This window comes from Amycolatopsis circi, from assembly GCF_003385235.1.
In the GTDB taxonomy this organism is placed as follows: Bacteria; Actinomycetota; Actinomycetes; order Mycobacteriales; family Pseudonocardiaceae; genus Amycolatopsis; species Amycolatopsis circi.
On record NZ_PQIA01000102.1, the window covers coordinates 12,415 to 34,523 of the forward strand.

Here is a 22,109-nt window from a genome sequence, read left to right on the forward strand (position 1 = left end):
CGCGTGTCGTGTGCCTGCGTCAACGGCGGTACTCGTCGTACCCGTCGTCGTACGGGTCCTCGTACCGCTTGTCGTCCTCGTGGTTGTCCGAGGAACTACTTGACAGCTCGCGCTGCAAAGCATCGAAGTCGGTTTCGTGGGAGCTGTATTTGAGCTCGCGCGCCACCTTCGTCTGCTTGGCCTTAGCCCGGCCGCGCCCCATGGCTCGACCCCCTCGCACAGGGGCGGGGCGGCCGGGGGAATCGGCGGCCCCGCATCGTCTCGACAGTTCTTTCCTGCTGACACCGTACCGTGTCCCGGGGGTTGGATGCGACGTGGCACGGTGTGCTCGTCGCGACAGTGTCCGCCGGACGCCGGTTACCGGCACGTCGATGCCGATCGGCCCTGGTCGGCGTGCCACGATGCTCGGGTGCTCCGACCCTTCGTGGCCTATCTGCGGGTGTACGAACCTCTGCGCGCGCTGGGCGATCCCCCGGCGCGACAGCTGGTCGAGGCCGTTTCCGCGGGCGGGCTCAGCCGGGTCGGGATCGGCGAACGCGAACAGCGGATGTGGCTCAAGTCACAGACGGCCGCGCCCGTGCGGCTGCTGCCCGCCCAGCTGCGCGACGGACGGCCCGCGCCGAGCCTCGTCGCCGACGTGCTCGTGCTCGATCCGGCCGACGTCCCCGCCGGGCACGAGGCCGAAGGCCCGTTCGCGTGCCCGCTCGAACTGCGCGCCCGCTCGGCCGCCGCGTTGAGCACCTTCCTCGCCGACGCCGAGCCGGCGCTGCGGATCGCGGTCCTCGACTCCGCCGGCGTCACCGCGGAACGCGCCCGCGCCCAGACCATGGCCGCGATGACCGACCTCACCGCCGCCGCCGCGCACACCCTCACCACCACCTGGACCGTCCCGTTGCCGTGGTTCTCGCTGGTCGACCCGGACGAGCGCAAGCTCGTGCTCGGCAGCGGCCCGGCCGACCCGACGCGGGAAGCGTCCTGGCGGACGCCGATGTCCGAGGCGCTCCGGCGGGCGTCCGAGGCGGGCGAGCTGATCGAGACGACTTTCGGCGACTCCGGCCCCGGCCGGGTGCTCTCGCAGACTCGCCAGTGGCTGGAGAGCTTCGACCCGGACTCGGTCGTCGAACTGGACTACGGCGGTCTCGTGCAGCTGTTCGCCGATTCGCTGCTGGACGCCGACTCCACCGCCGAGGAGGTCCACGACATCCTCGACGCGCTGCGCACCGGGAACGTCGAGGAGCTGGCCGAGCTGTTTTCGCAGCTGCGCGAGTTCTGGGGCGACCTCGCGGCTAAGGAACACTCCAACTGACCCGCAGCTCGCCTTGGCGTTTGCCGCCGCCGAGCACTGGCGGGTGAGCGAGGTCGGCCAGCTCTTCCGGCGTCTCGATGCCCAGGCGCGCGAGGACGGCCATGGCCAGCGGTGCCAAGCCGCGCTTGTTGCCGTCCGCGATCTTGATCGCGCACGCGGTGCCGTCGCCGAGCGTGAACGCCAGAACGCCCTCGGCACCACTTTTGGACAGCAATCCAGGCACGGCCTGCATTAGCCGGGTGTCCTCCCGGCCGGTGCCCGCGACCAGCCACGGGTGCTGGCGCATCGCGTCCGCGACTCGACGTTCCTCGGTGCCCGGTTCGGCCTGCGGGAGCCGTCCGAACGCCCGCGCGAGGCCGATCGGCGAGAACGCGAATAGTGGTGCGCTGCAGCCGTCCACCCCGACCGCGGCGATGGTTTCACCGGTGAGGTCTTCGACGGTCTTCGCGAGCTGGACCTGCAATTGATGGCCTGGCTTCTGGTAGCCGTCGGTCTCCCAGCCGTTCGCGACACAGGTGGCGAGCATCGCGGCGTGCTTGCCGGAGCAGTTCATCGTGATCTTCCGCGGTTCGCCGGCCGCGCGCCGGACGTCCTCGCCGATCGGCAGCTCGGCCGGACAGGCCAGCGCCGACGGATCGAGCCCGGCGCCGGACAGCATCGCCGCGACGCGCTCGACATGTCCGGTTTCGCCGGAATGCGAGGCGCAGCCCAGCGCCAGGTCCGCGCCGTCGTAGCCGAGCCCGGCACGGAGCATCCCGACGCCTTGCAGCGGCTTGTTCGCCGACCGGGGGAAGAACGGGCTGGTCACGTCGCCCGCGGAGAACTGGACGGAACCGTCCGGCGCGGTGACGACGAGGCATCCGCGGTGGACGCTCTCGACGAATCCGTTCCGGACGACCTCGACGAGGATCGGCTGGCCGGTCATTCCTCGCCGCGCCCCAGTTCGCTGTCCAGCAGTTGGTCCACAGTGGCCGCTCCGCTGCTGTAGCGCGCGGCGATCTCGGCGTTGAGCGTGTCCATCACGCCTTGGACCTGGCGGCGAAAGGAAGACACGGACACTTCTTCGTTCGCGTACGTGTCCAGCGCGGTGGCGAGCTTGTCGTCCGAAAGCGAACCGACGTCGGTGAGCCCGGTGTCGCCGATCAATGCCTCGGCGTGCCTTCGGTGCTCGCCCGCCCGGGACGGTTCGAGCTGCTGGTGCCTGCCCGAACCCGCGGCCGGGCCGAGCGCGTTGTCGGCGAGGATCGACGCGAGCCGGTCGACGATGCTGGCCGCCCCGCCGGACGAGCGGCGCTCCTGTTCGGCGCGCACGATGTCGATGCGGGCGTGCAGGAGCCGGCGCAGGTAGGACAGGTCTGTCTCTTCCTGCGCGGCCTCGTCGCGCCGCTCGCGCAGCACCGGGAGCGGCAAGTCGCCTAGTCCGGTGAGATATCCCGGGCCGAGGACGCGGTCGATCCGTCGTCGCCCGCCGGGACGCACTTCGATCACGGGCACATCCTGCTCCACATTCCGCGACGACGCTACCGTCGAGTTCACTTCAGCCCCGCAGTCTCTGCGCGGCTTCCCGTCCGGGCGCCGCGTGCTCGCCCGGCACCGAGTCCGGATCGACAGTGGCCTGGACCACTCGGTCCTCGTCGCCTGCCAGCAGTTCCGCCCCGCCCGGCACCGAGCGCTTGACCAGCGCCAGCGCGATCGGCCCGAGTTCGTGGTGCTGCGCGATCGTGCCGACCCGGCCGACCACGCGCTCGCCGAGCTTCACCGGGTCGCCGGTCTCCGGCGTGATCTCCGGCGAACCGTCGAGGTGCAGCAGCGCGAGATACCGCGGCGGGCGGCCGACGTTGTGCACCTTCGAGACAGTCTCCTGGCCGCGGTAGCAGCCCTTCGCGACGTGCGCGGCCGAGCCGATCCAGCCGACCTCGTGCGGGATCGTCCGTTCGTCGGTGTCGACGCCGAGCCGCGGATGCCGCGATTCCACGCGCAGCGCGTCGAAGGTCCACGAGCCGGCCGGACGCGCGCCGGCGTCGGTGAGCCGTTGCCACCATTGAGTGAGCTGAGCGCGCGGCACCACGAGATCCGCACCCGCTCGCGTCGGCCACGGCATCCGGCGGGCGAAACCGCCTCCGGGCAGGGCGGCCACCGAGTACGGCTCGGCGCCGAGTTCGACGCCGAGCACGCTGTCGGTCTCCGGGCCGAGCACCGAAAGAACGGCCAGTTCTTCGGTCGCGTCGCGAATCTCGACCTTGGACCAGAATTTCATCGCTTCGAGGTACTCGCGCAGGGTTTGCTTGCCGCCCTTGGGCAACGCGCTCGTGGCGACCGGATCGGGGTCGCTGTCGAGGTACACCGTCTCGCCGGTGTGCGCGAGCACGAAGTGGGTGTCGACGTGGCCCTGGCTGTCGAGGATGAGAGCTTCGGTGCCAGTGTTTCCGGCGAGTTCGGTGACGTGTTGCGAGATCACCAAATGCAGCCAGGACAAGCGTTCCTCGCCGGTGACGGCGAGGATTTCTCGGTGCGAGCGGTCGACGACGACCACTCCTCGGGCGGCGGTGCGCTGCTCGGCGAACGGATCGCCCCAGTGCCACGGAACTCCGGCTTCCGGATGGCCTTCGGGCGCGGCGACCGCGCGGGGGATTTCGAGCAGCGGCGAGCTGTACGGCATAGCCCCCAGGGTAAGTGAGTACCTTGTGGGGATGCGCGTTCTCGCCTTCCTCGACGGTTCACTGGCCGACCCCGAAGCCGCCCACCTGCGGGTGGACGACCTCGGCCTGCTGCGCGGAGACGGGGTGTTCGAAACGATCCTCGTGGCGGTGAAAAAGCCGCGAGAAATGCGTCCGCACCTCGACCGGCTCGCCCGTTCCGCGGCGATGCTGGACCTGCCCGCCCCGGATCTCGAGGGCTTCGCTCGCGCTGCGCGGGCGGTCGTCGACGCGTGGCAGGGCGGGCCGGAGATTGCCCTGAAACTCGTGTACACGCGGGGTGTCGACGGTGATCCGGAAGGCAAGCCGACGGCGTTCGCGATGGGCCTGGAGGTCGACGAGAAGGTGCTGCGGGCGCGCACCGAAGGCGTCTCGGTGGTGACCCTGGAGCGCGGTTTCGGCCCCGAACTCGCCGAGCGCGCACCGTGGCTTTTGCTCGGCGCGAAAACGGTTTCCTACGCGATGAACATGGCCGCCCTGCGCGAGGCGGCCCGTCGCGGAGCCCAAGATGTGATCTTCACCGCTACCGACGATTCGGTGCTCGAAGGACCGACGTCGACGGTCGTTCTGGCGAAGGAGCGGACGCTCTACACCCCGCCGTCCACTGTTGGCATCCTGCCAGGAACGACGCAGTACGCGTTGTTCCGCGGCGCGGAGAAGGCGGGTTGGTCAGTGAAGGTCGAGCCGCTTTCGGTAGACGACTTGCTGCGCGGGGACGGCGTTTTCCTCACGTCGTCGGTCCGGAAGGTGACCCGGGTGCACACGCTGAACGGGACGGAGCTGCCGGATTCGACGGCACTGCACGGGGAGCTGGTGGCGGCTTACGAGAGCGAGTACTGAGCGGAGTCGTGAGTGTTTATGCCGGTTAGAACCGGCATAAACACTCACGACCCGCTGATCAGGACCACCGACGGCGTGATCCCCTCCGCCCGGTACGCGCTGATCTTGTGGTGCCCGTCCAGCAGCAATGGCCGCGTACCGGACAAAACCACCGCCACCGGACGGTGTCCGGACCGGATTGCCGTGCGGTAGTACGCGACCCGGGCATCGTCGTCGTCCGGCCAGTCGCTCGCCGGGACCAGATCCACCGCCTCGAATCGTTGCGGGCCGCTGACCCGGTACTGGCCGTCGACGAGCAACGCCAGCAGTTCGCGGAGCGTGTCCGCCAGCGGCAGGCGTACCTGGCCGGTCGCGAGCGCGATGCGCAGCGACTGCGGCAGCTCCGCCCGTCCTCCGGTGTTCAGCTCCAGGAAACCCGCGCCGCCGGTGATCGTTACCCGTTCCACGCTCACAAGGACGTGTGGAACCGCACCAAGGTTCCGGGGCGTGCTTGAGCGAGTGCTCCGAGTGACTCCCGTCTCACGACCGCGACCACCGGATAACCGCCCGTGGTCGGGTGATCGGCCAGGAACACCAGTGGCAATCCGTTCGGCGGGACTTGAATCGCGCCGGTCAGCACGCCTTCGCTGGGTAACTCCGAAGTGGACACTCGACGTAGCGGTGGCCCGTCAAGGCGGACCCCCACTCGGTTGGATTCCGCGGTCACCGTCCACTGTGCGTTAAGCGTGGTCGCGGCGTCGGCGAACCAGTCGTCGCGAGGGCCGAGCAGGACGGGCACAGTCAGTTGAGACGGCGCGGGCGAGGCGGCGACCACGTCGGCACCGGACGGAACACCGGTGACGGGACCGAGTGGGACTGTCGTGCCATCGCTCAACGGAGCGGGGCCGAGTCCAGATAGGACATCAGTCGACCGGCTCCCCAGCACCGGCGGCACCGCGATGCCACCGGACACCGTCAGGTAGCAGCGCAGCCCCGAAGAGGGTCGGCCGATCGTCAGTTTTTGGCCTGGGCGCAGCGAAATCGGCGTGTGGGAGCCAGCTTCCCGTCCGTCCACGGACACCGCGACCGGCGGTCCCGTCACCGCGACGGTGGAGGAAACCGCAGCCCGGACGGTCAACCCGCCCAGCAGAGTTTCGATCCCGGCGGCGTCCTCGGCATTGCCGACGAGCCGGTTGCCGAGCCGTAGCGCGGCGACGTCAAGAGCACCCGACGGTGGGACGCCCAGATGTGCGTAACCGGGCCGCCCGAGGTCTTGCACCAGAGCCAGCGAACCGGCCGAGACGATCTCCAATGCGCGCATCAGACGCTCCGGAACCGCACGCGGAGACCGGGCGTGAACAACGCCGGTTGTGCGGCGGAAGGGTCGAAGAGCGTCGTCTCGGTGTGGCCGATCAAGCGCCAGCCGCCGGGAGATTCCCGCGGGTAGACGCCGGTGTACTCGTCGGCGATGGCCACCGAGCCAGCGGGGACGCGGGTCCGCGGAGAGGCAAGGCGCGGCTGCCGCAATTCGGCGGGAAGTCCGGCGAGATAACCGAAACCGGGCGCGAAACCAGTGAACGCCACTGTGTAGACCGCGCTGGTGTGGAGGGAGACGATCTCGTCCACGCTGAGCCCCGCGTCCTCAGCGACCAGGGAGAGATCTTCGCCGGAGTAGTGCACGTCCAAAACGATTTCGCGGGCATCCCCGGCAGGCGGATGGTCCAGATCGGCCGAAGCCAGCAAGGAACGCGCAGCTTCCAGAGCGCCCGTGGACGCGACCACAAGCAGCGTGCGGGCCCCGGGAACGATCTCTTCGACGCCGTCGAGCGCGGCTTCGGTGAGTGTCGCCCGGGCCGCGCTCATCTGACCTAGTGAATCGCAGTCGAGCAGGGCGGCGTGTTCGCCGTACCGCCGCCAGCGCACGGCGTCTCCCGGAGCCTCAGCCCACCACGCGGCGCAACAGCGCGGAGGCGTGCGGCTGCATTTCCTGGCCGACCATCGCGCGTTCCTCGACGTACCCGAGGTCGCCGTTCACCAGGCCGTACAGCCGCTGCGCACCGGTGACCTCCTTGGCCGTCGCGGTGCGGATGACCGCGTCGGTGCCGAGTTCCCAGGACGTCTGGCTGCGCGGTTTCCCGTAGTACAGCTCGACGATGCCGGAGCTGTGCGTGAGCAGCAGTTCCAGGGTGTCGTCCTCCTGCGGCCGCCAGAACCCGGTTTCGCGGGCGGCGGGCCGCAGCACGCTGCCGTCCTCGTTCAGCAGCCACGAGCGCGCCTCGTGGTACAGGAACGGGCGGCCGTCGTGGGCGACGGTCAGCTGCTGGGCGAACTTGATCGGCCCGTCGATCGTCGGGTAGTCGATCTCGCCCTCGCCGCGCCAGACGCCGACGAGCGGCAGCAGTGCCAGGCACGCGTCGTTCAGGTTCGGGCCCTCGCGCAGGTTCGCCGTGTCGTTCGGGATCGGAAGGTCGTCCCACAACGGCAGGTTGCGGTCGCGCGTGCTGGCGGCCCGCTCCTCGGCTGCTGCGATGGCCTCGTCGCCACTCGTCATGCTGCTCAGCGCTGGTCGGCGTACAGCCGGTAGACGACAAAGACCGCGAACAGCACGGTGGCGATGCCCGCGATGATCAACAGGGTCGTAAACAAGGTCTCCACAGCGAGGACAATAGTCCGCCCCCGCTCATCCGGCCTTGCGCAGGGTCGCGGCGGTGAGGACGGTCACCGTCAGCAGCGCCGCTCCGGCCGCCGCCATCGCGGTCCGCAGCCCGGTCGTGAGCGTGCTGCCGTGGTTGAGAAGCGCCCCGAGCGCGGCGACGCCGAGCGCCATTCCGACCTGACGCGCGGCGTTCACCGTTCCGGCCGCGGTGCCCGTGCGCTGCACCGGAAGCCCGGCGAGCCCGACGACGTTGGTCGGGGTGATGCTCAGGCCCAGCCCGATGCCGGACAGCGCGAGCGGGACGCTGAGCAGCCAATACGGACTCGTGGTGTCGACCAGCAGGAAGGCGAAACTGCCCGCCGCGGTGATGACCAGGCCGATCGGCAGCACCCGTTCCGCGGTGAAGCGGGCGGCGAGCCGTCCGGAGAAGAACGCGAGAACGGCGTTGGCTACTACGTACGGCAGCATCTGCACGCCTGTGGTCGAGGCGGTGCTGCCCCAGGCTTGCTGCAGGTAGACGGCGATCAGGACCGGCAGCGGGTAACACGCGAAGCCGAGGACGAATGACGTGAAGATCGAGGTGGCGAAGCGGAGTTTGCCGAACAGCCGGATCGGCAGCATCGGATGCGGTGTGCGGATTTCCACCACGATGAACGCGGCCAGCCCGAGTGCGCCGAGCACCGCGACCACAGCGTTGGACGCGATCACGGCGTAGGTGAACGAGCCGATCCACAACGCGCCGAGCACCTGACCCGGCAGGTCGAGCGCACCGTGTGCCGGATCGGACGACTCGCCAAGACCCAGACGACCGGCGAGCACCGCGAAGACGCCGATCGGCAGATTGATCAGAAAGATTGCGGGCCAGCCGAACGCGTCGGTGATCGGTCCGCCGATGAGCGGGCCGATGACCAGCGCGCATCCGGCAACCCCGCCCCACGCCCCCAGCATCCGGGCCCGTTCCCGCGGCTCCGGATACGCGTGCGCGAGGAGTGCGATGCCGCCCGGGATGACCGCGGCCGCCGCGACGCCCTGCACCACACGCGCGGCGATGAGCAGTCCGAGCGTCGGGGCGAGGCCGCAGCCCAGCGAGGCGAGCGTGAACAGGGCGAGCCCGCCGAGGTAGATCCGCTTGCGGCCGTACCGGTCGCCGAGCGTGCCGCCGGTGAGGATCAGCGCGGCGAGCGCGACGGTGTATCCGTCGACAATCCATTGCAGGTCAGTGAATTCGGCGGTTAGTTCACGCTGGATGGTCGGCAGCGCGACGCTCACCACGCTCGCGTCGAGCAACGCCATGAAGCTGCCGACGAACACAGCGATGGCCAGGAGTGGGTTCCGCACAACGGTTTTCGTTTGGGACACCCTCGCGAGCTTGGGTCCTCAAGCCGACTTGAGGTCAAGGTATTCGTGCTCCGGACACGAGGAAGGCCCCTCGGAAACCGAGGGGCCTTCCTGCGGAAAAACGTTGTCAGGCAACCGAAATCGCCAGCTGGTGCAAGCCCGGGCCTTCCGCGGTGACGTTGGCCTCGCCGTTGCCCGAGCGGTGCAGCGCGCGCACCGTCCAGGATCCGGCGGCCGCGTAGAAGCGGAAGTCGCCGTCGGCCGAGGAGACGACCTCGCCCGCGAAGTCGCCGCCGCCGTCGAGCAGCCGGACGAACGCGCCGCCGACCGGGCCCTCGGCGCCGGTGACCTTGCCGGCCAGCACGACCTGGCCGTTGGTGTCGAAGTCCGCCGGGGTCGCTTCCTGCACGGGTGCGCTGCAGCCGTCTGCCATTACTTAGCTCCCAACTCGACCGGAACGCCGACCAGCGAACCGTATTCCGTCCACGAACCGTCGTAGTTCTTCACGTCCGCCTGGCCGAGCAGCTCGTGCAGGGCGAACCAGGCGATCGAGGAACGCTCGCCGATGCGGCAGTACGCGATGGTCGCCTTGCCCTCGTCGTAACCGGCCTCGGCGTAGAGGTCCTTGATCTCCTGCTCGGACTTGAAGGTGCCGTCCTCGTTGGCGACCTTCGCCCACGGCACGTTCAGCGCGCCCGGGATGTGGCCCGGCACCTGCGACTGCTCCTGCGGCAGGTGCGCCGGGGCGAGCAGCTTGCCGGAGAACTCGTCCGGGGAGCGGACGTCGATGTAGTTCTTCGCGCCGATCTCCTTGACGACCTCGTCGCGGAACGCGCGCAGCGACAGGTCCTGGTCCTTGGCCTTGTACGTCGTGGCCTCGCGCTTGACCTCGTCGGAGTTCAGCTCGCGGCCGTCGAGCTCCCACTTCTTGCGGCCGCCGTCGAGCAGCTGCACGTTCTCGTGGCCGTAGAGCTTGAAGTACCAGTACGCGTACGCGGCGAACCAGTTGTTGTTGCCGCCGTAGAGGATCACGCGGTCGTCGTTCGAGATGCCCTTCTCCGACAGGAGCTTCTCGAAGCCCTCCTTGTTGACGAAGTCGCGGCGGACGCCGTCCTGGAGGTCGTTGCGCCAGTCGAGCTTCACCGCGCCGCGGATGTGCCCGTTGTCGTAGGCGGTCGTGTCCTCGTCGACCTCGGCGAACACCACGCCCGGGGTGTCCAGGTTTTCCTCGGCCCACTGGGTGGTGACCAGGACGTCTTCTCGGCTCATGGAGGCTGGCTCTCTTTCTGGGTTGGGTTTTACGAGGACGCCCGCGCGGGGCTGAAACGCTTGAGCAGCAGGTACACCTGGCACCCGAGGCAATAGTTGAACGCAGCGTTGAGGAACGCCGCGAAGAGCGCGAACGCGGTCGCGACGACGCCGAGCGGCGTCACGCCGGTCGCGAAGCCGATCGTGCCGACGAGCGCGAACACGAACCCGACCGCTTGGGCGAACCGCAGCGGAGCGGCGTCCTCGCGTTCGGCCGGCGGCCCGAGCCGCGGCGCGACCACGAGCCGGTACAGCACCGAGTACGGCGCGGGCTTGAGCCCGACGAACGCACCGATCGCGAAGACCACGGTCTGCAGTGCGAGCAAAGGCCACCACTGCGTGACGAGCACGACGGCGAGCACCACCGTGGTCACGATCGCGGCGAACCTGGGACCTCGCGGGTCTACGGCCGGTCCGGCGGACATGGGTTCCTCCTGCTCAGTGCGAGGGGAAGGCGTGCGGACAGCACGCGGCGAAGACGGGCGGAGCTAGGGAACGGCGCGAGACGTGCTTCAGCGCCGGCCGGGGAAAGGCAGACACAAGCTGCTGCGCACGCGGCAGAAATCGACCGCGCGGCGCTGCGTCAGGAGGGTGATGGGCAGCTTGTCCACAGGGGGGAGGGTACCCAGGCTCGCTCGCTCCCGGAACCATGTTCATTCCTTGGGACGAGGTCCGGATCCTGAGAATCAACCGCCGCGGACGGCGGTGCAGAGGTCCGTGAGGGGAACCCTGAGGGAATCAGAGTCCGTGGGGGTTCCCCTCACGGACCTTGGCGTGGCCGGGCGGCGCGGCTCAGCGGGGAGCGGCGGCGAGATGCGGGCGGAGCGCCTCGAGCAGCTCCGGGCCCTTGGGCACGCCGCCCACGCGCAGCAGTTCCCGGCCTTCCGGGTCCAGCGCGAGCGTGGTCGGCGTGCTGAGCACCGACAATGCCTGCGCGACCTCGGGACGTTCGGTGACGTCCAGGTCGACGTGGTGCAGGCCGTCGGTCTTCTCCGCGAGCGACGACAGAATCGCCCGCGTGTGCCGGCACGGGGTGCAGAACGTGGTGGAGATCTGCACCAGGGTGACGGCGGATTCCGGATCAAGGGCCTCGGAGACCGGAGCGGGGAGCGCGCGGGTCGCGGCGGCCGGTTTGGCCGCGCGGATCCGGCCGTTGCGGGCGCGCAGGACCAGGCCCGCGGCCGTCGCGACGACCAGCGTCGCCAGCAGCACCCACACTCCGGTCACCGAGATCAGCCTCCGTGGTTGGTGGACAGGTCGGAGAAGTTCACGTCGTGCGCTTCGCCCTTGAGCGTCACCGAACCGCTGTCGACGCGGACCGCGGTCGGCGTGACCGACATCGGCAGCCGGGCCGTGTTGATGGTCGCCCGGAAGTTCGGCAGCAGAGCTTTCTGCACAGCTTCCGGAACGATCGTGGTGCTCTGGTCATTCCCGAACTGCAACCGGTAAGGCACGATCGAGATCGCCTTCTCCTTGAGCTGGATCAGCGCGAAGCAGAAGATCTCCACCTTCTGCCCGGCCACCTGCACGTCGCCGGAGATCCGCAGGCCCGCGCTGGTGCCGTCGGCCGGTTCGCCGTCGGCGTTGGTCGGCGTCGGGTCCGGCTGCTTGCCCTGCTCGGTGTCGCCGTACTTCACATACGCCTGGGTCGACTGATCGATCTTCAGGTTCTGGATCTTGTTCAGCGGCGAGACCCGCGCGAGGTCGGCGGCCTTGATCGTCACCGCGCCGGTCAGCTTGCCGATCTTCACCGCCTTGGTGTTGCCGGACGTGAGGTCCGACAGCGGCGCGATGACGTCCTCGAGTTCGGCGCTCACCCGCAAGTCGCGAAGCTCGCTGCCGACCGGGACGCCGTCCGCGGAAACGGTGATGTGACTGTAGTCACCGGAGAGCGCCTGCACGGTGAACGGGAAGCCGTGGATGGTGACCGACGGATCGTCGCTCAGCCCGAGCTGCGCGCGGGCCTTCTGCGAGATCGTGTGCTCGGCGAATGCCGCCGCTCCGAAATCCGCGCCGACCAGCAGGAGCACCAGCACTCCCAGCACGATGAGCCACCGGCGCACGCGCCTGCCGCGGCGTCCGCTGCCGGGGTTCGGGGCCGGTCGGTCGTCCCGGGTCACGGGCCTGCTCGCCATCGCCTCGGTTCTCCTGTTCGGGTGGATTTCGTCGTGGTGCGGGTCACGCCCGGCGCGTAAGGCCAGGTGTGATCGATCCAGCACGCGCTAGGTGCCGGGGTGTTCACCCGCTATTCTCACTTAGCACCGACCGACGCCACGTTCGAGGCGACGAATCTGAAGGCGGTGCGGATCATGAGCTTGGACCTGCTGGTGCTGACGGGGGAACTCGACGCTACCTCCGTACTACCCGCGCTGGACCTGCTGCCGCACACCGTACGCGTACGGGAGCCGGAAGTGACGGCCCTGCTCGACGCGGGCCACCGGGACGTCATCCTCCTCGACGCGCGCAGCGACCTCGCCTCCGCGAAAAGCCTGTGCCGCCTGCTCAAAGGCGCGGAGGACGAATCGGGCACGCCGGTCATCGCGGTCGTCGGCGAAGGCGGTCTGGTCGCGGTCAACGCCGAATGGCGCACTGACGACATTCTTCTTCCCACCGCGGGTCCCGCTGAAGTGGACGCGCGGCTGCGGCTGGCCACCACTCGCGACGGCGTCGGCCTGCAGGCGGACGCCGAGCTGCGCGTAGGCGACCTTGTCATTGACGAAGCGACGTACACGGCGAAGCTACGCCGTCGCACGCTTGAGTTGACGTACAAGGAGTTCGAACTCCTTAAGTACCTCGCGCAGCACGCCGGCCGGGTGTTCACCCGCGCGCAGCTGCTGCAGGAAGTGTGGGGTTACGACTTCTTCGGCGGCACGCGCACGGTCGACGTCCACGTACGGCGGCTTCGCGCGAAGCTTGGCCCGGAGCACGAGCAGATGATCGGCACTGTGCGAAACGTCGGCTACAAGTTCGAGCGGCCGGCGAAGGGCGCGAAGCCGGTGGTCGCCGTTCCGTCCGACGCTTCTGAGCTGACCTCGCGCTGACCTTCGCCGGTAAGGTCGGTTTGTGGCTATCGACCTTGGCGACTGGACGACCGATCCCGACGACGCGGTGCGTGAAGTGCTGCTCGCGGCCAAAGCGACTGACGGACGTCCGGAGGTCGACGCGACCGGGCCGTTGCCGCACGACTTCGAGGGCGGGCTGCATCTCCTCGCCCGCTTCGACGGTGCGCCTGCTGGATACGTTCACCTTGATACGGAAGGCGATTCCCACGGTCATCAGGTCGCGGAGCTTTTCGTGCACCCGGATTTCCGGCGTCGCGGCGTCGGCACCGCACTCGCGCAGGCGTTGGCCGAGCGTGCCGACGCGGGATTCCGCGCGTGGGCGCACGGAGATCACCCTGGTGCGGCAGCGATCGCGCCGAAACTCGGTCTCGGCCGTCAGCGCGAGCTGCTGATCCTGCACGCCGAGGTCTCGGGTGCCGATTGGCCAGAACCGGTGCTGCGCAACGGTTTCCGGCTGCGCACCTTCGTTCCCGGACAGGACGAGGACGCGATGGTCGCGGTCAACGCGCGCGCGTTCGACTGGCATCCGGAGCAGGGCGCGCTGACCGCCGCCGAGGTGCGGGCCGAGGAACTGCAGGCCTGGTTCGACCCGGCCGGCTTCTTCCTCGCGGAGAACGAGAGCGGCGAGGTCGTCGGCTTCCACTGGACGAAGGTGCACGACCCGGTCCCCGGCCGGTTCGACGGAGACCCGGTCGGGGAGGTCTACGTAGTCGGCGTCGATCCTGCTACTCAGGGTAGTGGCCTGGGCAAGGCGCTGACCTTGGCCGGACTGCGCTACCTGCGCTCTCGGGGGCTACCGAGGGTGATCCTCTACGTCGAGGGCGACAACGCCGCGGCCTTGGCTGTGTACAACAAGCTGGGGTTCGAGCGTTTCGAAACCGACGTCCAGTACGGTGAGTGATCACGGTCGACGCTTCCGGTGACCCGTGTTACTTTCTGCGTACTAGCAGGTCACGACCAGGCCACGGCACCCATTCGGGGTAGTAGTCCTGCTCACAAACGGTGACTTGTTCACCTTCCGTTCATGCAACCAAGGACGACCGTCCACCGAGGCTGCCTAGTGTCCGGTTCCGGTGCGGCTCATCCGCCGCCAATCCCGACCGGATTCAAAAAGGCACATCTCCGAGTGGAGGAAATGCAGTGAAGATCATGCGGCCCCTGGGTGCCGTCGGCATCGTGGCGAGCGCCGCGCTCGTCCTCGCCGCTTGTGGCTCCGACCCTTCGGCGTCGAACAGCGGCTCGGGCTCGAACTCCGCCGCTCCCGCCGCCACCGGAACCGCCAACGTCGACTGCGGTGGCAAGAGCCCGCTTTCCGCCGAGGGGTCGACGGCCCAGAAGAACGCCATCGAGGTGTTCAACCAGGCCTACGGCAAGAAGTGCTCCGGCCAGAAGGTGAACTACAACGGCACCGGTTCCGGCGCCGGCGTCAAGCAGTTCAACGCCAACCAGGTCGACTTCGGCGGTTCGGACTCGCCGATCAAGGACGCCGACCTCGAGGCCGCCACCAAGCGCTGCGGTTCGCCCGCGCTGAACATCCCGCTGGTCGTCGGCCCGATCGCGGTCGGCTACCACCTGTCCGGTGTGGACAACCTGACGCTGACCCCGCAGGTCATCGCCAAGATCTTCAACGGCGGCATCAAGAACTGGAACGACCCGGCCATCAAGGCGGTCAAGGGCAACGAGAGCCTGAACCTGCCGGACAAGCCGATCCAGGTCGTCTCCCGCTCCGAGGAGTCGGGCACCACCGACAACTTCCAGAAGTACCTCGGCGCGGCCGCGAAGGACGTCTGGACCCAGGGCGCGGGCAAGAAGTTCGCCGGCGGCGTGGGCAACGGCGCGCAGGGCTCGAACGGTGTCGCGAGCACCGTCAAGGGCGCCGACGGCTCGATCACCTACGTGGAGAGCGCGTTCGCCAAGGACGGTGTCACCCCGGCCAAGATCGACAGCGGCTCCGGCGGCGTCGAGCTGAACGCGGAGAACGTGGCCAAGTCGCTGGATGCCGCCAAGTTCGCCCACCCGGGCACCAACGACCTGGCGATGGACCTCAACGGCATCTACTCCAGCAATGTTCCGGGCGCCTACCCGCTGCTGCTGACCACGTACGAGATCGTGTGCTCGAAGTACTCGAACCCGGACGTCGCGAAGGCCGTCAAGGCGTTCCTGACGGTGGCCGCGACCGAGGGCCAGCAGCCGCTGTCGGCCAAGGGTTACGTGCCGATCCCGCAGAGCCTGCAGGACAAGGTGCTGAAGGCCGTCAAGGAAATTTCCTGAACCGCCTAACTGGTACGAAGGCTGACAGAGACTGTCGATGAGCGACCAATCCTCGACGCGAACGCCCACCGGCGACCCCGGTGGGCGTTCGTCGTCCGCCCGAGCGTTCCCGGAGGATCCGATTTCGGACAAGCCACCCGCGCCGGCGCCCGAAGCGCCCCCCGCGCGGAAGAAGCCGACGAAGGTGCGAGCCGGTGACCGCATCTTCCAGAACCTGACCACCGGGGCCGGGATCTTCGTCGTCGCCCTGATCGCCCTGATCGGGATTTTCCTGGTCGTCCAGGCGATTCCGGCGCTGAAGGCGGACAAGGTCAACTTCCTGTTCAACCACGGGTGGTCGACGAACGACCCGGCCAACATGGCGTTCGGGATCGCCGACCTCGCCGAGGTCACCGTGGCGACCTCGCTGGTGGCGCTGATCATCGCGATGCCGATCTCGCTGGGCATCGCGCTTTTCCTCACCCAGTACGCGCCCGCGAAGCTGGCCCGGCCGTTCGCCTACGTCGTGGATCTGCTCGCCGCGGTGCCGTCGATCATTTTCGGCCTGTGGGGCATTCTCGTTTTCGCGCCGACGATCGAGCCGTTTTCCGAGTGGGTCAACAGCACCTTCTCGTGGATTCCGATTTTCGCGCCGGGCAACATCGCGCCGAACGTGCGCGGCACCATTTTCACCGCCGGGATCGTGCTCGCGGTAATGATCCTTCCGATCATCACGTCTCTCACCCGCGAGGTTTTCGAGCGCACGCCGACGGCGCAGGTCGAGGGCGCGCTCGCGCTCGGAGCCACGCGCTGGGAGGTCATTCGCACCACGGTGCTGCCGTTCGGCAAGGCGGGCTTTGTCGGTGCGTCGATGCTTGGCCTCGGCCGCGCACTCGGTGAAACCATTGCGCTGGCAGTGATTCTGCTGATCCCGCAAGGCCGCAACTTCGACTGGAGCCTCTTCGACGGCGGGGCGACCTTCGCCTCGAAGATCGCCCAGAACTACAGCGAGTTCAACAACCCGACCTCGGCCGGCGCCTACATCGCGGCCGGCCTGGTGCTGTTCGTGCTGACGTTCCTGGTCAACTTCGCCGCGCGCGCGATCGTCGGCAAGAAGGGGGAGTGACCATGTCGACCACTCTCGAACGGCCCGCGACGACACCGGCTTTCCAGCAGGTGAGCGCGGCCCGCAAGGTCAAAAACGGCGTGGCCACCGTGCTCGTGTGGCTGTCCTTCCTGGTCGCCGTGGTCCCGCTGGTGTGGGTGCTGTACACGGTGATCGCCAACGGGATCAAGCGGATCCCGTACAGCAACTGGTGGGGCCAGGACTTCGGTTCGGTGCTCGGCGACGAGGTCGGCGGCGGCGTGCTGCACGCGGTCATCGGAACTCTGTTGCAGGGCCTGGTGTGCGCGGTCATCTCGGTGCCGATCGGCCTGCTGGTCGCGATTTACCTGGTCGAGTACGGCCGCGGCAAACTGGCCAAGGCCACCACGTTCATGGTGGACATCCTGTCCGGTGTTCCGTCCATTGTGGCCGCGCTGTTCATCTACGCGCTGTGGGTGACCACGCTCGGCCTGCCGCGCAGCGGGTTCGCGGTGTCGCTCGCGCTGGTGCTGCTGATGATTCCGGTGGTTGTCCGCTCGGCGGAGGAAATGCTGCGGATCGTGCCGGACGACCTGCGCGAAGCGTCGTACGCACTGGGCGTGCCGAAGTGGAAGACGATCATGAAGATCGTGCTTCCGACGGCGTTGTCGGGCATTCTCGGCGGCATCATGATGGCGCTCGCCCGCGTGATGGGCGAAACCGCGCCGCTGCTGGTGCTCGTTGGCTACACGTCTTACGTCAACTGGAACATCTTCAGCGGGGAGCAGGCGTCGCTGCCGTTGGTGATGAACAACGAACGCGCCACCAACTCGATGGACCCCGGCAGCGTCGGCTTCGACCGGATCTGGGGAGCCGCGCTCACCCTGGTGCTCATCATCGCCGTGATCAACCTGCTCGCCACGGTCCTTTCCCGCATCGTCGCCCCGAAGAAGAAGTGAGTCATGGCCAAGCGAATCGACGTCAAAGACCTGGACATCTACTACGGCAAGTTCCACGCCGTGGACAGCGTCACGCTGAACGTCCCGCCGCGGAACGTGACCGCGTTCATCGGGCCGTCGGGCTGTGGCAAGTCGACGGTGCTGCGCACGCTGAACCGCATGCACGAGGTCATTCCCGGCGCTCGGGTCGACGGGCAGGTGCTGCTCGACGGCGAGGACATCTACGCCTCGGCGGTGGACCCGGTGCAGGTGCGCCGGACCATCGGCATGGTGTTCCAGCGGCCGAACCCGTTCCCCACGATGTCCATTAAGGACAATGTGGTGGCCGGGCTTCGCTTGGGCGGCACCAAGAACCGCAAGCAGCTCGACGAGATCGCCGAGCGGGCGCTGCGCGGCGCGAACCTGTGGAACGAGGTCAAGGACCGGCTGAACAAGCCGGGCGGCGGCCTTTCCGGCGGGCAGCAGCAGCGGCTCTGCATCGCGCGGGCGATCGCGGTGCAGCCGGACGTGCTGCTGATGGACGAGCCGTGTTCGGCGCTGGACCCGATCTCGACGCTCGCGATCGAGGACCTGATCGGCGAGCTGAAGAAGGAATACACGATCGTCATCGTGACGCACAACATGCAGCAGGCGGCGCGGGTTTCGGACCAGACCGCGTTCTTCAACCTGGCCGGCGTCGGCCAGCCCGGCCGGCTGATCGAGCTGAACGACACGGAGAAGATCTTCTCCAACCCGGACGAGAAGGCCACCGAGGACTACATCTCGGGCCGCTTCGGCTGATTCCACTGTGGACGGCCGCCCTGGTTCTCCTTGCCAGGGCGGCTGTTTTGTTTTCCGGGCAATAAAAAACCGCCACCCGTGCTTGGCCCGGGCGGCGGTTGTGCTTGCGGTGTCTCAGATGGTCAGGTCTTCGTCGTCGGCACCGTAGCCCGGCATCCGGCCGGTGACCACGAAAATCATCCGCTTGGCGACGGACACCGCGTGGTCGGCGTAGCGCTCGTAGAAGCGGCCGAGCAGCGTGACGTCGACGGCGGACGCGACGCCGTGCGGCCATTCGCGGTCCATCAGCACGGTGAACAGGTGCCGGTGCAGGTCGTCGACCTGGTCGTCCTCGGCCTCGAGATCCTTGGCGGCGGACACGTCCTTGGTCTTGATGACCGCCTCGACCTGGCGGGCGAGCCCGACGGCGGCACGGCCCATCTCGGAGAAGTACGGCTTGACCGCCTCCGGCAGCACCGGGTCGGGGTGGCGGCGGCGGGCGGCCTTGGCGACGTGCAGGGCGAGATCTCCCATGCGCTCCAGGCTTTCCGCCGCGTGGATGGCGGCGAGCACGGTGCGCAGATCGGTCGCGACCGGGGCCTGCAGCGCCAGCAGCGCGTACGCCTGCTCCTCGCATTCGGCGCGCGCGTCGTCGACCTTCGCGTCGTCGCTGATCACCTGCTCGGCGAGGCCGAGGTCGACCTCCAGCAGTGCTTTGGTGGCCCGCTCCATGGCGTCGGCAACCTGGACCGACATCGCGGCCAGGTTTTCGGCGAGCTGATCGAGTTCCACATGGTAGGCCTCACGCATGAGCCCACCCTACGACGTGGACTGGCCGAATACCGCATCGCTGGGTGAACCGCATGTGAACCCCGCCTAACGAATCCGAATGCTCAGCCCGTGTTGGCGCTCTTGCGCGAATCAGCGTTGGCGGGCGGTGCGCTGGCCGCGGTTCCGGCGGGCTGGTTGCCCGGAAGCGGCGTGTTGTCGCGCAACGCGTCGAAGAGGCTCTTGGTCTTTTCCTGGAGCAGCACTTCGTTGCCGCGCTTGTTCGGCAGGCCGACGGTGGGCACGGTCAGGAAGTTGATGTTGGCCGGGTCGAGGCCGCGCATCGACTGGGCGAGCGTCATCATCTGCTGCACGCCGAGGTTGTCCCCGAACGTGGCGTGCGCGAACGCGGTGATGAAGCCGGACAATTTGCCTGGATCCAGCACGACATCCGAAGACATGACCTTCTTGAGCAGCGCCCCGATGAACGCCTGCTGCCGCTTGATCCGGCCGTAGTCCGAGGTCGGGTCGCCGATGACGTGCCGGGCGCGCACGTAACTCAGCGCCTGGTCGCCGGAAATGGTCACGTCGCCGGTTTCGGTCAGCACCTTGCCGAGCGTGGTGTCGTCGATCGGCTTCTCGTTGTGCACGGTCACGCCGTGCACCGCGTCGACCATTTCCTTGAACCCGTTGAAGTCGATGCCGACGAAGTGGTTGATCCGCAGGCCGGTGATCTTCTGGATCACTTTCGTCATGCATTGCGGCCCGCCGACCGCGTAGGCCGTGTTGAGCTTGGCGATCTTCTGCTCGCGCACGATCTCGTCGGTAGTCTGCGATTTGGCCGGATCCCACCGGTTGCAGTCGGGCCGGTCGATTTCGAGGTCCCGGGGGAACGAAACGACGACGACCCGCTTCCGGTCCGCGGGAACGTGCGCCACCATCACCGTGTCCGACCGCGCGCCCGGGATATTCGCCGCGTCCCCGACGTTTTCCTCGGACGAGGCCCCGTCCCGGGAGTCGGAGCCGACCATGAGGAAGTTCTCGTCGTTGGCCTGCGCGTCGGCGTTCTGGATGTCGGAAGAGTTCTCGTCCAGCGCGGAAACCTCGGTGAACTTGGCGTCAAACCACGTGACCGCACCCCACGCGACTCCCGTGCCGACGAAGATGAGCACGGCGACCACGATCAACGCGATCCGCCCGATCCGGATATTGCGCTCGATATGCCGCTGCTTTTTCTCCTGCAGCCGAGTCTGCTCGGACTGCTCAGCGGGTTCTTCTTCCTCTTCTTTGTCCAGCAATACGACCCGCTGCAACGCGGTACGGGTCTGCTCGAACAACGCCATCGACCGGGTAGTGAGCCGTTCCCGCCGTTCGCGGCGCTTAGCCTCTTCCGCCGCCGCGTCGTCGTGCGCGGCCGAGAACCGGGCGAGACTGTGATCGATCTTGCGACGGTACTGAGTCGCCTCGTCGATCACCTCCATCTCGTCGGTCATGGTGAGCGGATCCATCTCAGCGCGCACCGCCGCGGCCGACTTCGCCGGAGCACGCCGAGGCCGCTTGCCGTTCGGCCCCTCGACGGCCGGGCTCAGCTGCGTGCGCTCAGGATCAGCGTCGAGCTTGGCCGCCGGGCTGAGCTGAGTCTGCTCCGGGTCGGCGGCTGGATTGAGATTAAGGCCCTTGACCGGCGTGAACTGCGTCCGGTCAGCAGCACTGGTCTGGGGCTGGTTCCCGTCCAGAACCGGGCTGAGCTGGGTCCGCTCGCCTTCCGCCTCTGGACCAGCTGGCGGCCGGACGCCGTTGGGCACGGGCCTGCGCCGCGGCCGTCCGCCGTTGGGTACGGGGCTGCCGCCCTCCGCCGGATCGCCCTGGGGATGTCCGCCATCCACCGCGGGCCCGCCCTGGGGACGTCCGCCTTCCACCGCAGGGCCGCCCTGGGCACGCCTGCCTTCCACCGCTGGCCCGCCGTCGGCCGGGGAATTGCGCCGCGGACGTTCGCCATCCAGGTCACCGTCCAGCGCCGGGCTGAACTGAGTCTGCTCAAGCCCCTGAACCGCGCCCGCCGCGCGCCCCCGCGGACCACGACGCGGCCCCGGAGCCTGCCCGTGAGGCCCTTCGATCCCCGGCCCAGGCTTGCCCCGCAACCGATCCGGCTCGAGTGCCGGACTCAGCTGAGTCCGCTCGTCCTCAGCCTCGGCCGGAACACCGTCTATGCTCCCCGGCCCACCGGGACGGCGCCCCCCTGGGCCAGGACCTGCCATCCGTCGGCCAGGCACCCGGTGCCCGCCGGAATCCTGTCCAGCCGCTTGCTGGCTGTCGGCATTGAGCCCGCCCGGTGTCGCCGCCGAGTCGGGACCCGTCGGTTGCCCAGCGGATTCAGGCCCTGGTGCCCGACGCCTCGCCGGGCCGGGCATTCGCGGTCCGCCCGCTTCCGGGCCAGGTACCCGGTGCCCGCCGGAGTCTTGACCGTTCTGCCGTTGCCCAACGGAGTCGGCGGCCCTCCGTTGCTCGTCAGGACCGAACCCGCCGGGCACGTCAGGAGCAGCTAGCCAATGTTCGTCGGATTCGTGTCCGCCGGGCCCCCGTTGCGCTGCAGAGCTGGGTCCAGCTGGTCGTTGTTCGTCGGATTCGAGCCCGCCAGGCATCCGTTGCGCTGCCGAGCCGGGACCGGCCATCGGTTGCCCAGCTGCCCGCGGTCCGGCAGGGCCAGCCATTCGCTGTCCGTCGACCTCCGGACCAGGCAGCTGATGCCCGCCAGAATCCGGCCCTGGCATCCGCTGCCCAGGAGCGTTCTCCGCACCGTGCGGCCGCCGAGGCCCAGGCGGCTCCGGGGAAACCGGAACTCCGCCACCCTGCCGAGGCCGCGGCGGAAGCCCATCCGCCCGCCGACGCCGAGGCCGCATCCCAGGTTCCGGAGAACTCAAGTCCGGCTCGGCACTCCCCGGCCGCCCACCATCGTCCGCGGGCCCGACCTCGGCGATCTCCTGGCCACTGACCGCGCGCCGCCGCCGCGGTTCTCCCGGCGGCCCGCCAGGACCAGGCCGATCTTCAGGCCCGTCAACCCGACCGCCACCCGGCCCCATCGGACGCACCCCAGGCTCGGCGAC

General features: G+C 68.5%; 26 protein-coding genes. 8 read left to right on the forward strand and 18 right to left on the reverse strand.

All coding sequences use genetic code 11. The features are described 5' to 3' along the window. Nucleotides 1-19 precede the first annotated feature (19 nt). On the reverse strand, nt 20-202 hold the full coding sequence (locus D0D37_RS32950) for a DUF3073 domain-containing protein (protein ID WP_037716129.1): 183 nt from the start codon (nt 200-202) through the stop codon (nt 20-22). 207 nt (nt 203-409) lie between these two features. On the opposite strand from D0D37_RS32950, the gene D0D37_RS32955 reads away from it, so the two are divergent. Then, nucleotides 410-1,306 (forward strand): DUF8083 family protein, encoded by an 897-nt coding sequence (locus D0D37_RS32955; RefSeq protein ID WP_116204508.1) that lies wholly within the window; start codon nt 410-412, stop codon nt 1,304-1,306. Here D0D37_RS32955 and D0D37_RS32960 read toward each other — a convergent pair. From D0D37_RS32960 to ygfZ, 3 genes are read right to left on the reverse strand one after another with little or no spacing between them, the layout of a single operon-like run. Beyond that, nucleotides 1,287-2,231, reverse strand: coding sequence for an asparaginase (locus D0D37_RS32960; RefSeq protein WP_116204509.1), 945 nt, complete (start codon nt 2,229-2,231; stop codon nt 1,287-1,289). The genes D0D37_RS32955 and D0D37_RS32960 overlap by 20 nt on opposite strands. Continuing rightward, on the reverse strand, nt 2,228-2,794 hold the full coding sequence (locus tag D0D37_RS32965; RefSeq protein ID WP_116204528.1) for an RsiG family protein: 567 nt from the start codon (nt 2,792-2,794) through the stop codon (nt 2,228-2,230). The genes D0D37_RS32960 and D0D37_RS32965 overlap by 4 nt, the downstream gene beginning before the upstream one ends. A 49-nt stretch (nt 2,795-2,843) precedes the next feature. Continuing rightward, the gene (gene ygfZ, locus D0D37_RS32970) at nt 2,844-3,965 is read right to left on the reverse strand and encodes a CAF17-like 4Fe-4S cluster assembly/insertion protein YgfZ (RefSeq protein ID WP_116204510.1); all 1,122 of its coding nucleotides are present in this window, start codon (nt 3,963-3,965) and stop codon (nt 2,844-2,846) included. 31 nt (nt 3,966-3,996) lie between these two features. Here ygfZ and D0D37_RS32975 point away from each other — a divergent pair, with 31 nt between their 5' ends. After that, nucleotides 3,997-4,842, forward strand: coding sequence for an aminodeoxychorismate lyase (locus D0D37_RS32975; protein WP_116204511.1), 846 nt, complete (start codon nt 3,997-3,999; stop codon nt 4,840-4,842). Nucleotides 4,843-4,886: 44 nt separating this feature from the next. Here D0D37_RS32975 and D0D37_RS32980 read toward each other — a convergent pair whose 3' ends face one another. The 10 genes from D0D37_RS32980 to D0D37_RS33025 form a co-directional block, all read right to left on the reverse strand. Continuing rightward, the gene (locus D0D37_RS32980; RefSeq protein ID WP_116204512.1) at nt 4,887-5,288 is read right to left on the reverse strand and encodes a hypothetical protein; all 402 of its coding nucleotides are present in this window, start codon (nt 5,286-5,288) and stop codon (nt 4,887-4,889) included. Between the two features lie 2 nt (nt 5,289-5,290). Continuing rightward, complete coding sequence (locus D0D37_RS32985; RefSeq protein ID WP_116204513.1) at nt 5,291-6,142, reverse strand: 5-oxoprolinase subunit C family protein; 852 nt, start codon at nt 6,140-6,142, stop codon at nt 5,291-5,293. After that, entirely contained in the window at nt 6,142-6,744 is a 603-nt protein-coding gene (locus D0D37_RS32990) for a 5-oxoprolinase subunit B family protein (protein WP_116204514.1), read from the reverse strand. The genes D0D37_RS32985 and D0D37_RS32990 overlap by 1 nt, the downstream gene beginning before the upstream one ends. Nucleotides 6,745-6,760: 16 nt before the next feature. Further along, entirely contained in the window at nt 6,761-7,372 is a 612-nt protein-coding gene (locus tag D0D37_RS32995; protein ID WP_116204515.1) for a heme-binding beta-barrel domain-containing protein, read from the reverse strand. A 129-nt stretch (nt 7,373-7,501) separates the two neighbouring features. Further along, nucleotides 7,502-8,815, reverse strand: a complete 1,314-nt coding sequence (locus D0D37_RS33000) for an MFS transporter (RefSeq protein ID WP_116204516.1) — start codon at nt 8,813-8,815, stop codon at nt 7,502-7,504. A 127-nt stretch (nt 8,816-8,942) separates the two neighbouring features. After that, entirely contained in the window at nt 8,943-9,248 is a 306-nt protein-coding gene (locus D0D37_RS33005; RefSeq protein WP_116204517.1) for a DUF1416 domain-containing protein, read from the reverse strand. Then, nucleotides 9,248-10,084: a sulfurtransferase gene (locus D0D37_RS33010; protein WP_116204518.1), complete on the reverse strand. Its 837-nt coding sequence runs from the start codon at nt 10,082-10,084 to the stop codon at nt 9,248-9,250. The genes D0D37_RS33005 and D0D37_RS33010 overlap by 1 nt, the downstream gene beginning before the upstream one ends. A 29-nt stretch (nt 10,085-10,113) precedes the next feature. Then, nucleotides 10,114-10,548, reverse strand: coding sequence for a DUF4395 domain-containing protein (locus D0D37_RS33015; RefSeq protein ID WP_116204519.1), 435 nt, complete (start codon nt 10,546-10,548; stop codon nt 10,114-10,116). 367 nt (nt 10,549-10,915) lie between these two features. Further along, complete coding sequence (locus D0D37_RS33020; protein WP_116204520.1) at nt 10,916-11,350, reverse strand: TlpA family protein disulfide reductase; 435 nt, start codon at nt 11,348-11,350, stop codon at nt 10,916-10,918. 5 nt (nt 11,351-11,355) lie between these two features. After that, a complete protein-coding gene (locus D0D37_RS33025) occupies nt 11,356-12,258 on the reverse strand; it encodes an LmeA family phospholipid-binding protein (RefSeq protein WP_162834581.1) in 903 nt (300 codons plus the stop codon). Nucleotides 12,259-12,432: 174 nt separating this feature from the next. Here D0D37_RS33025 and D0D37_RS33030 point away from each other — a divergent pair, with 174 nt between their 5' ends. The 6 genes from D0D37_RS33030 (at nt 12,433) to pstB (ending at nt 18,258) form a co-directional block, all read left to right on the forward strand. Continuing rightward, entirely contained in the window at nt 12,433-13,164 is a 732-nt protein-coding gene (locus tag D0D37_RS33030) for a winged helix-turn-helix transcriptional regulator (RefSeq protein ID WP_162834582.1), read from the forward strand. A gap of 22 nt (nt 13,165-13,186) precedes the next feature. Next, entirely contained in the window at nt 13,187-14,086 is a 900-nt protein-coding gene (mshD, locus tag D0D37_RS33035; protein WP_116204521.1) for a mycothiol synthase, read from the forward strand. 239 nt (nt 14,087-14,325) lie between these two features. Further along, nucleotides 14,326-15,456 carry a phosphate ABC transporter substrate-binding protein PstS gene (gene pstS, locus D0D37_RS33040; RefSeq protein WP_116204522.1) on the forward strand — a complete coding sequence of 377 codons (1,131 nt, stop codon included), beginning with the start codon at nt 14,326-14,328 and terminating at the stop codon, nt 15,454-15,456. Between the two features lie 184 nt (nt 15,457-15,640). After that, the gene (gene pstC / locus D0D37_RS33045) at nt 15,641-16,561 is read left to right on the forward strand and encodes a phosphate ABC transporter permease subunit PstC (RefSeq protein WP_116204531.1); all 921 of its coding nucleotides are present in this window, start codon (nt 15,641-15,643) and stop codon (nt 16,559-16,561) included. 2 nt (nt 16,562-16,563) lie between these two features. Then, nucleotides 16,564-17,478: a phosphate ABC transporter permease PstA gene (pstA, locus tag D0D37_RS33050; RefSeq protein WP_116204523.1), complete on the forward strand. Its 915-nt coding sequence runs from the start codon at nt 16,564-16,566 to the stop codon at nt 17,476-17,478. Nucleotides 17,479-17,481: 3 nt separating this feature from the next. After that, nucleotides 17,482-18,258, forward strand: coding sequence for a phosphate ABC transporter ATP-binding protein PstB (gene pstB / locus D0D37_RS33055; protein ID WP_116204524.1), 777 nt, complete (start codon nt 17,482-17,484; stop codon nt 18,256-18,258). A gap of 114 nt (nt 18,259-18,372) precedes the next feature. Here pstB and phoU read toward each other — a convergent pair whose 3' ends face one another. The 4 genes from phoU to D0D37_RS47565 form a co-directional block, all read right to left on the reverse strand. Next, on the reverse strand, nt 18,373-19,047 hold the full coding sequence (gene phoU, locus D0D37_RS33060; protein WP_116204525.1) for a phosphate signaling complex protein PhoU: 675 nt from the start codon (nt 19,045-19,047) through the stop codon (nt 18,373-18,375). Nucleotides 19,048-19,130: 83 nt separating this feature from the next. Continuing rightward, nucleotides 19,131-20,513, reverse strand: a complete 1,383-nt coding sequence (locus tag D0D37_RS33065) for an LCP family protein (RefSeq protein WP_116204532.1) — start codon at nt 20,511-20,513, stop codon at nt 19,131-19,133. A 1,034-nt stretch (nt 20,514-21,547) separates the two neighbouring features. After that, complete coding sequence (locus D0D37_RS33075; protein WP_162834583.1) at nt 21,548-21,802, reverse strand: hypothetical protein; 255 nt, start codon at nt 21,800-21,802, stop codon at nt 21,548-21,550. Nucleotides 21,803-21,922: 120 nt separating this feature from the next. Next, nucleotides 21,923-22,109 (reverse strand): hypothetical protein (locus tag D0D37_RS47565; RefSeq protein WP_208720260.1); only part of this gene is annotated, 187 nt, incomplete at its 5' end.

Coding starts and splice junctions, on each gene's coding strand:
- D0D37_RS32950 (WP_037716129.1), bottom strand. CDS start 202: ATGGGGCGCGGCCGGGCTAAGGCCAAGCAGACGAAGGTGGCGCGCGAG.
- D0D37_RS32960 (WP_116204509.1), bottom strand. CDS start 2,231: ATGACCGGCCAGCCGATCCTCGTCGAGGTCGTCCGGAACGGATTCGTC.
- ygfZ (WP_116204510.1), bottom strand. CDS start 3,965: ATGCCGTACAGCTCGCCGCTGCTCGAAATCCCCCGCGCGGTCGCCGCG.
- D0D37_RS32975 (WP_116204511.1), top strand. CDS start 3,997: ATGCGCGTTCTCGCCTTCCTCGACGGTTCACTGGCCGACCCCGAAGCC.
- D0D37_RS32985 (WP_116204513.1), bottom strand. CDS start 6,142: ATGCGCGCATTGGAGATCGTCTCGGCCGGTTCGCTGGCTCTGGTGCAA.
- D0D37_RS32995 (WP_116204515.1), bottom strand. CDS start 7,372: ATGACGAGTGGCGACGAGGCCATCGCAGCAGCCGAGGAGCGGGCCGCC.
- D0D37_RS33005 (WP_116204517.1), bottom strand. CDS start 9,248: ATGGCAGACGGCTGCAGCGCACCCGTGCAGGAAGCGACCCCGGCGGAC.
- D0D37_RS33010 (WP_116204518.1), bottom strand. CDS start 10,084: ATGAGCCGAGAAGACGTCCTGGTCACCACCCAGTGGGCCGAGGAAAAC.
- D0D37_RS33015 (WP_116204519.1), bottom strand. CDS start 10,548: ATGTCCGCCGGACCGGCCGTAGACCCGCGAGGTCCCAGGTTCGCCGCG.
- D0D37_RS33025 (WP_162834581.1), bottom strand. CDS start 12,258: ATGGCGAGCAGGCCCGTGACCCGGGACGACCGACCGGCCCCGAACCCC.
- D0D37_RS33030 (WP_162834582.1), top strand. CDS start 12,433: ATGAGCTTGGACCTGCTGGTGCTGACGGGGGAACTCGACGCTACCTCC.
- pstA (WP_116204523.1), top strand. CDS start 16,564: ATGTCGACCACTCTCGAACGGCCCGCGACGACACCGGCTTTCCAGCAG.
- pstB (WP_116204524.1), top strand. CDS start 17,482: ATGGCCAAGCGAATCGACGTCAAAGACCTGGACATCTACTACGGCAAG.
- phoU (WP_116204525.1), bottom strand. CDS start 19,047: ATGCGTGAGGCCTACCATGTGGAACTCGATCAGCTCGCCGAAAACCTG.
- D0D37_RS33065 (WP_116204532.1), bottom strand. CDS start 20,513: ATGGATCCGCTCACCATGACCGACGAGATGGAGGTGATCGACGAGGCG.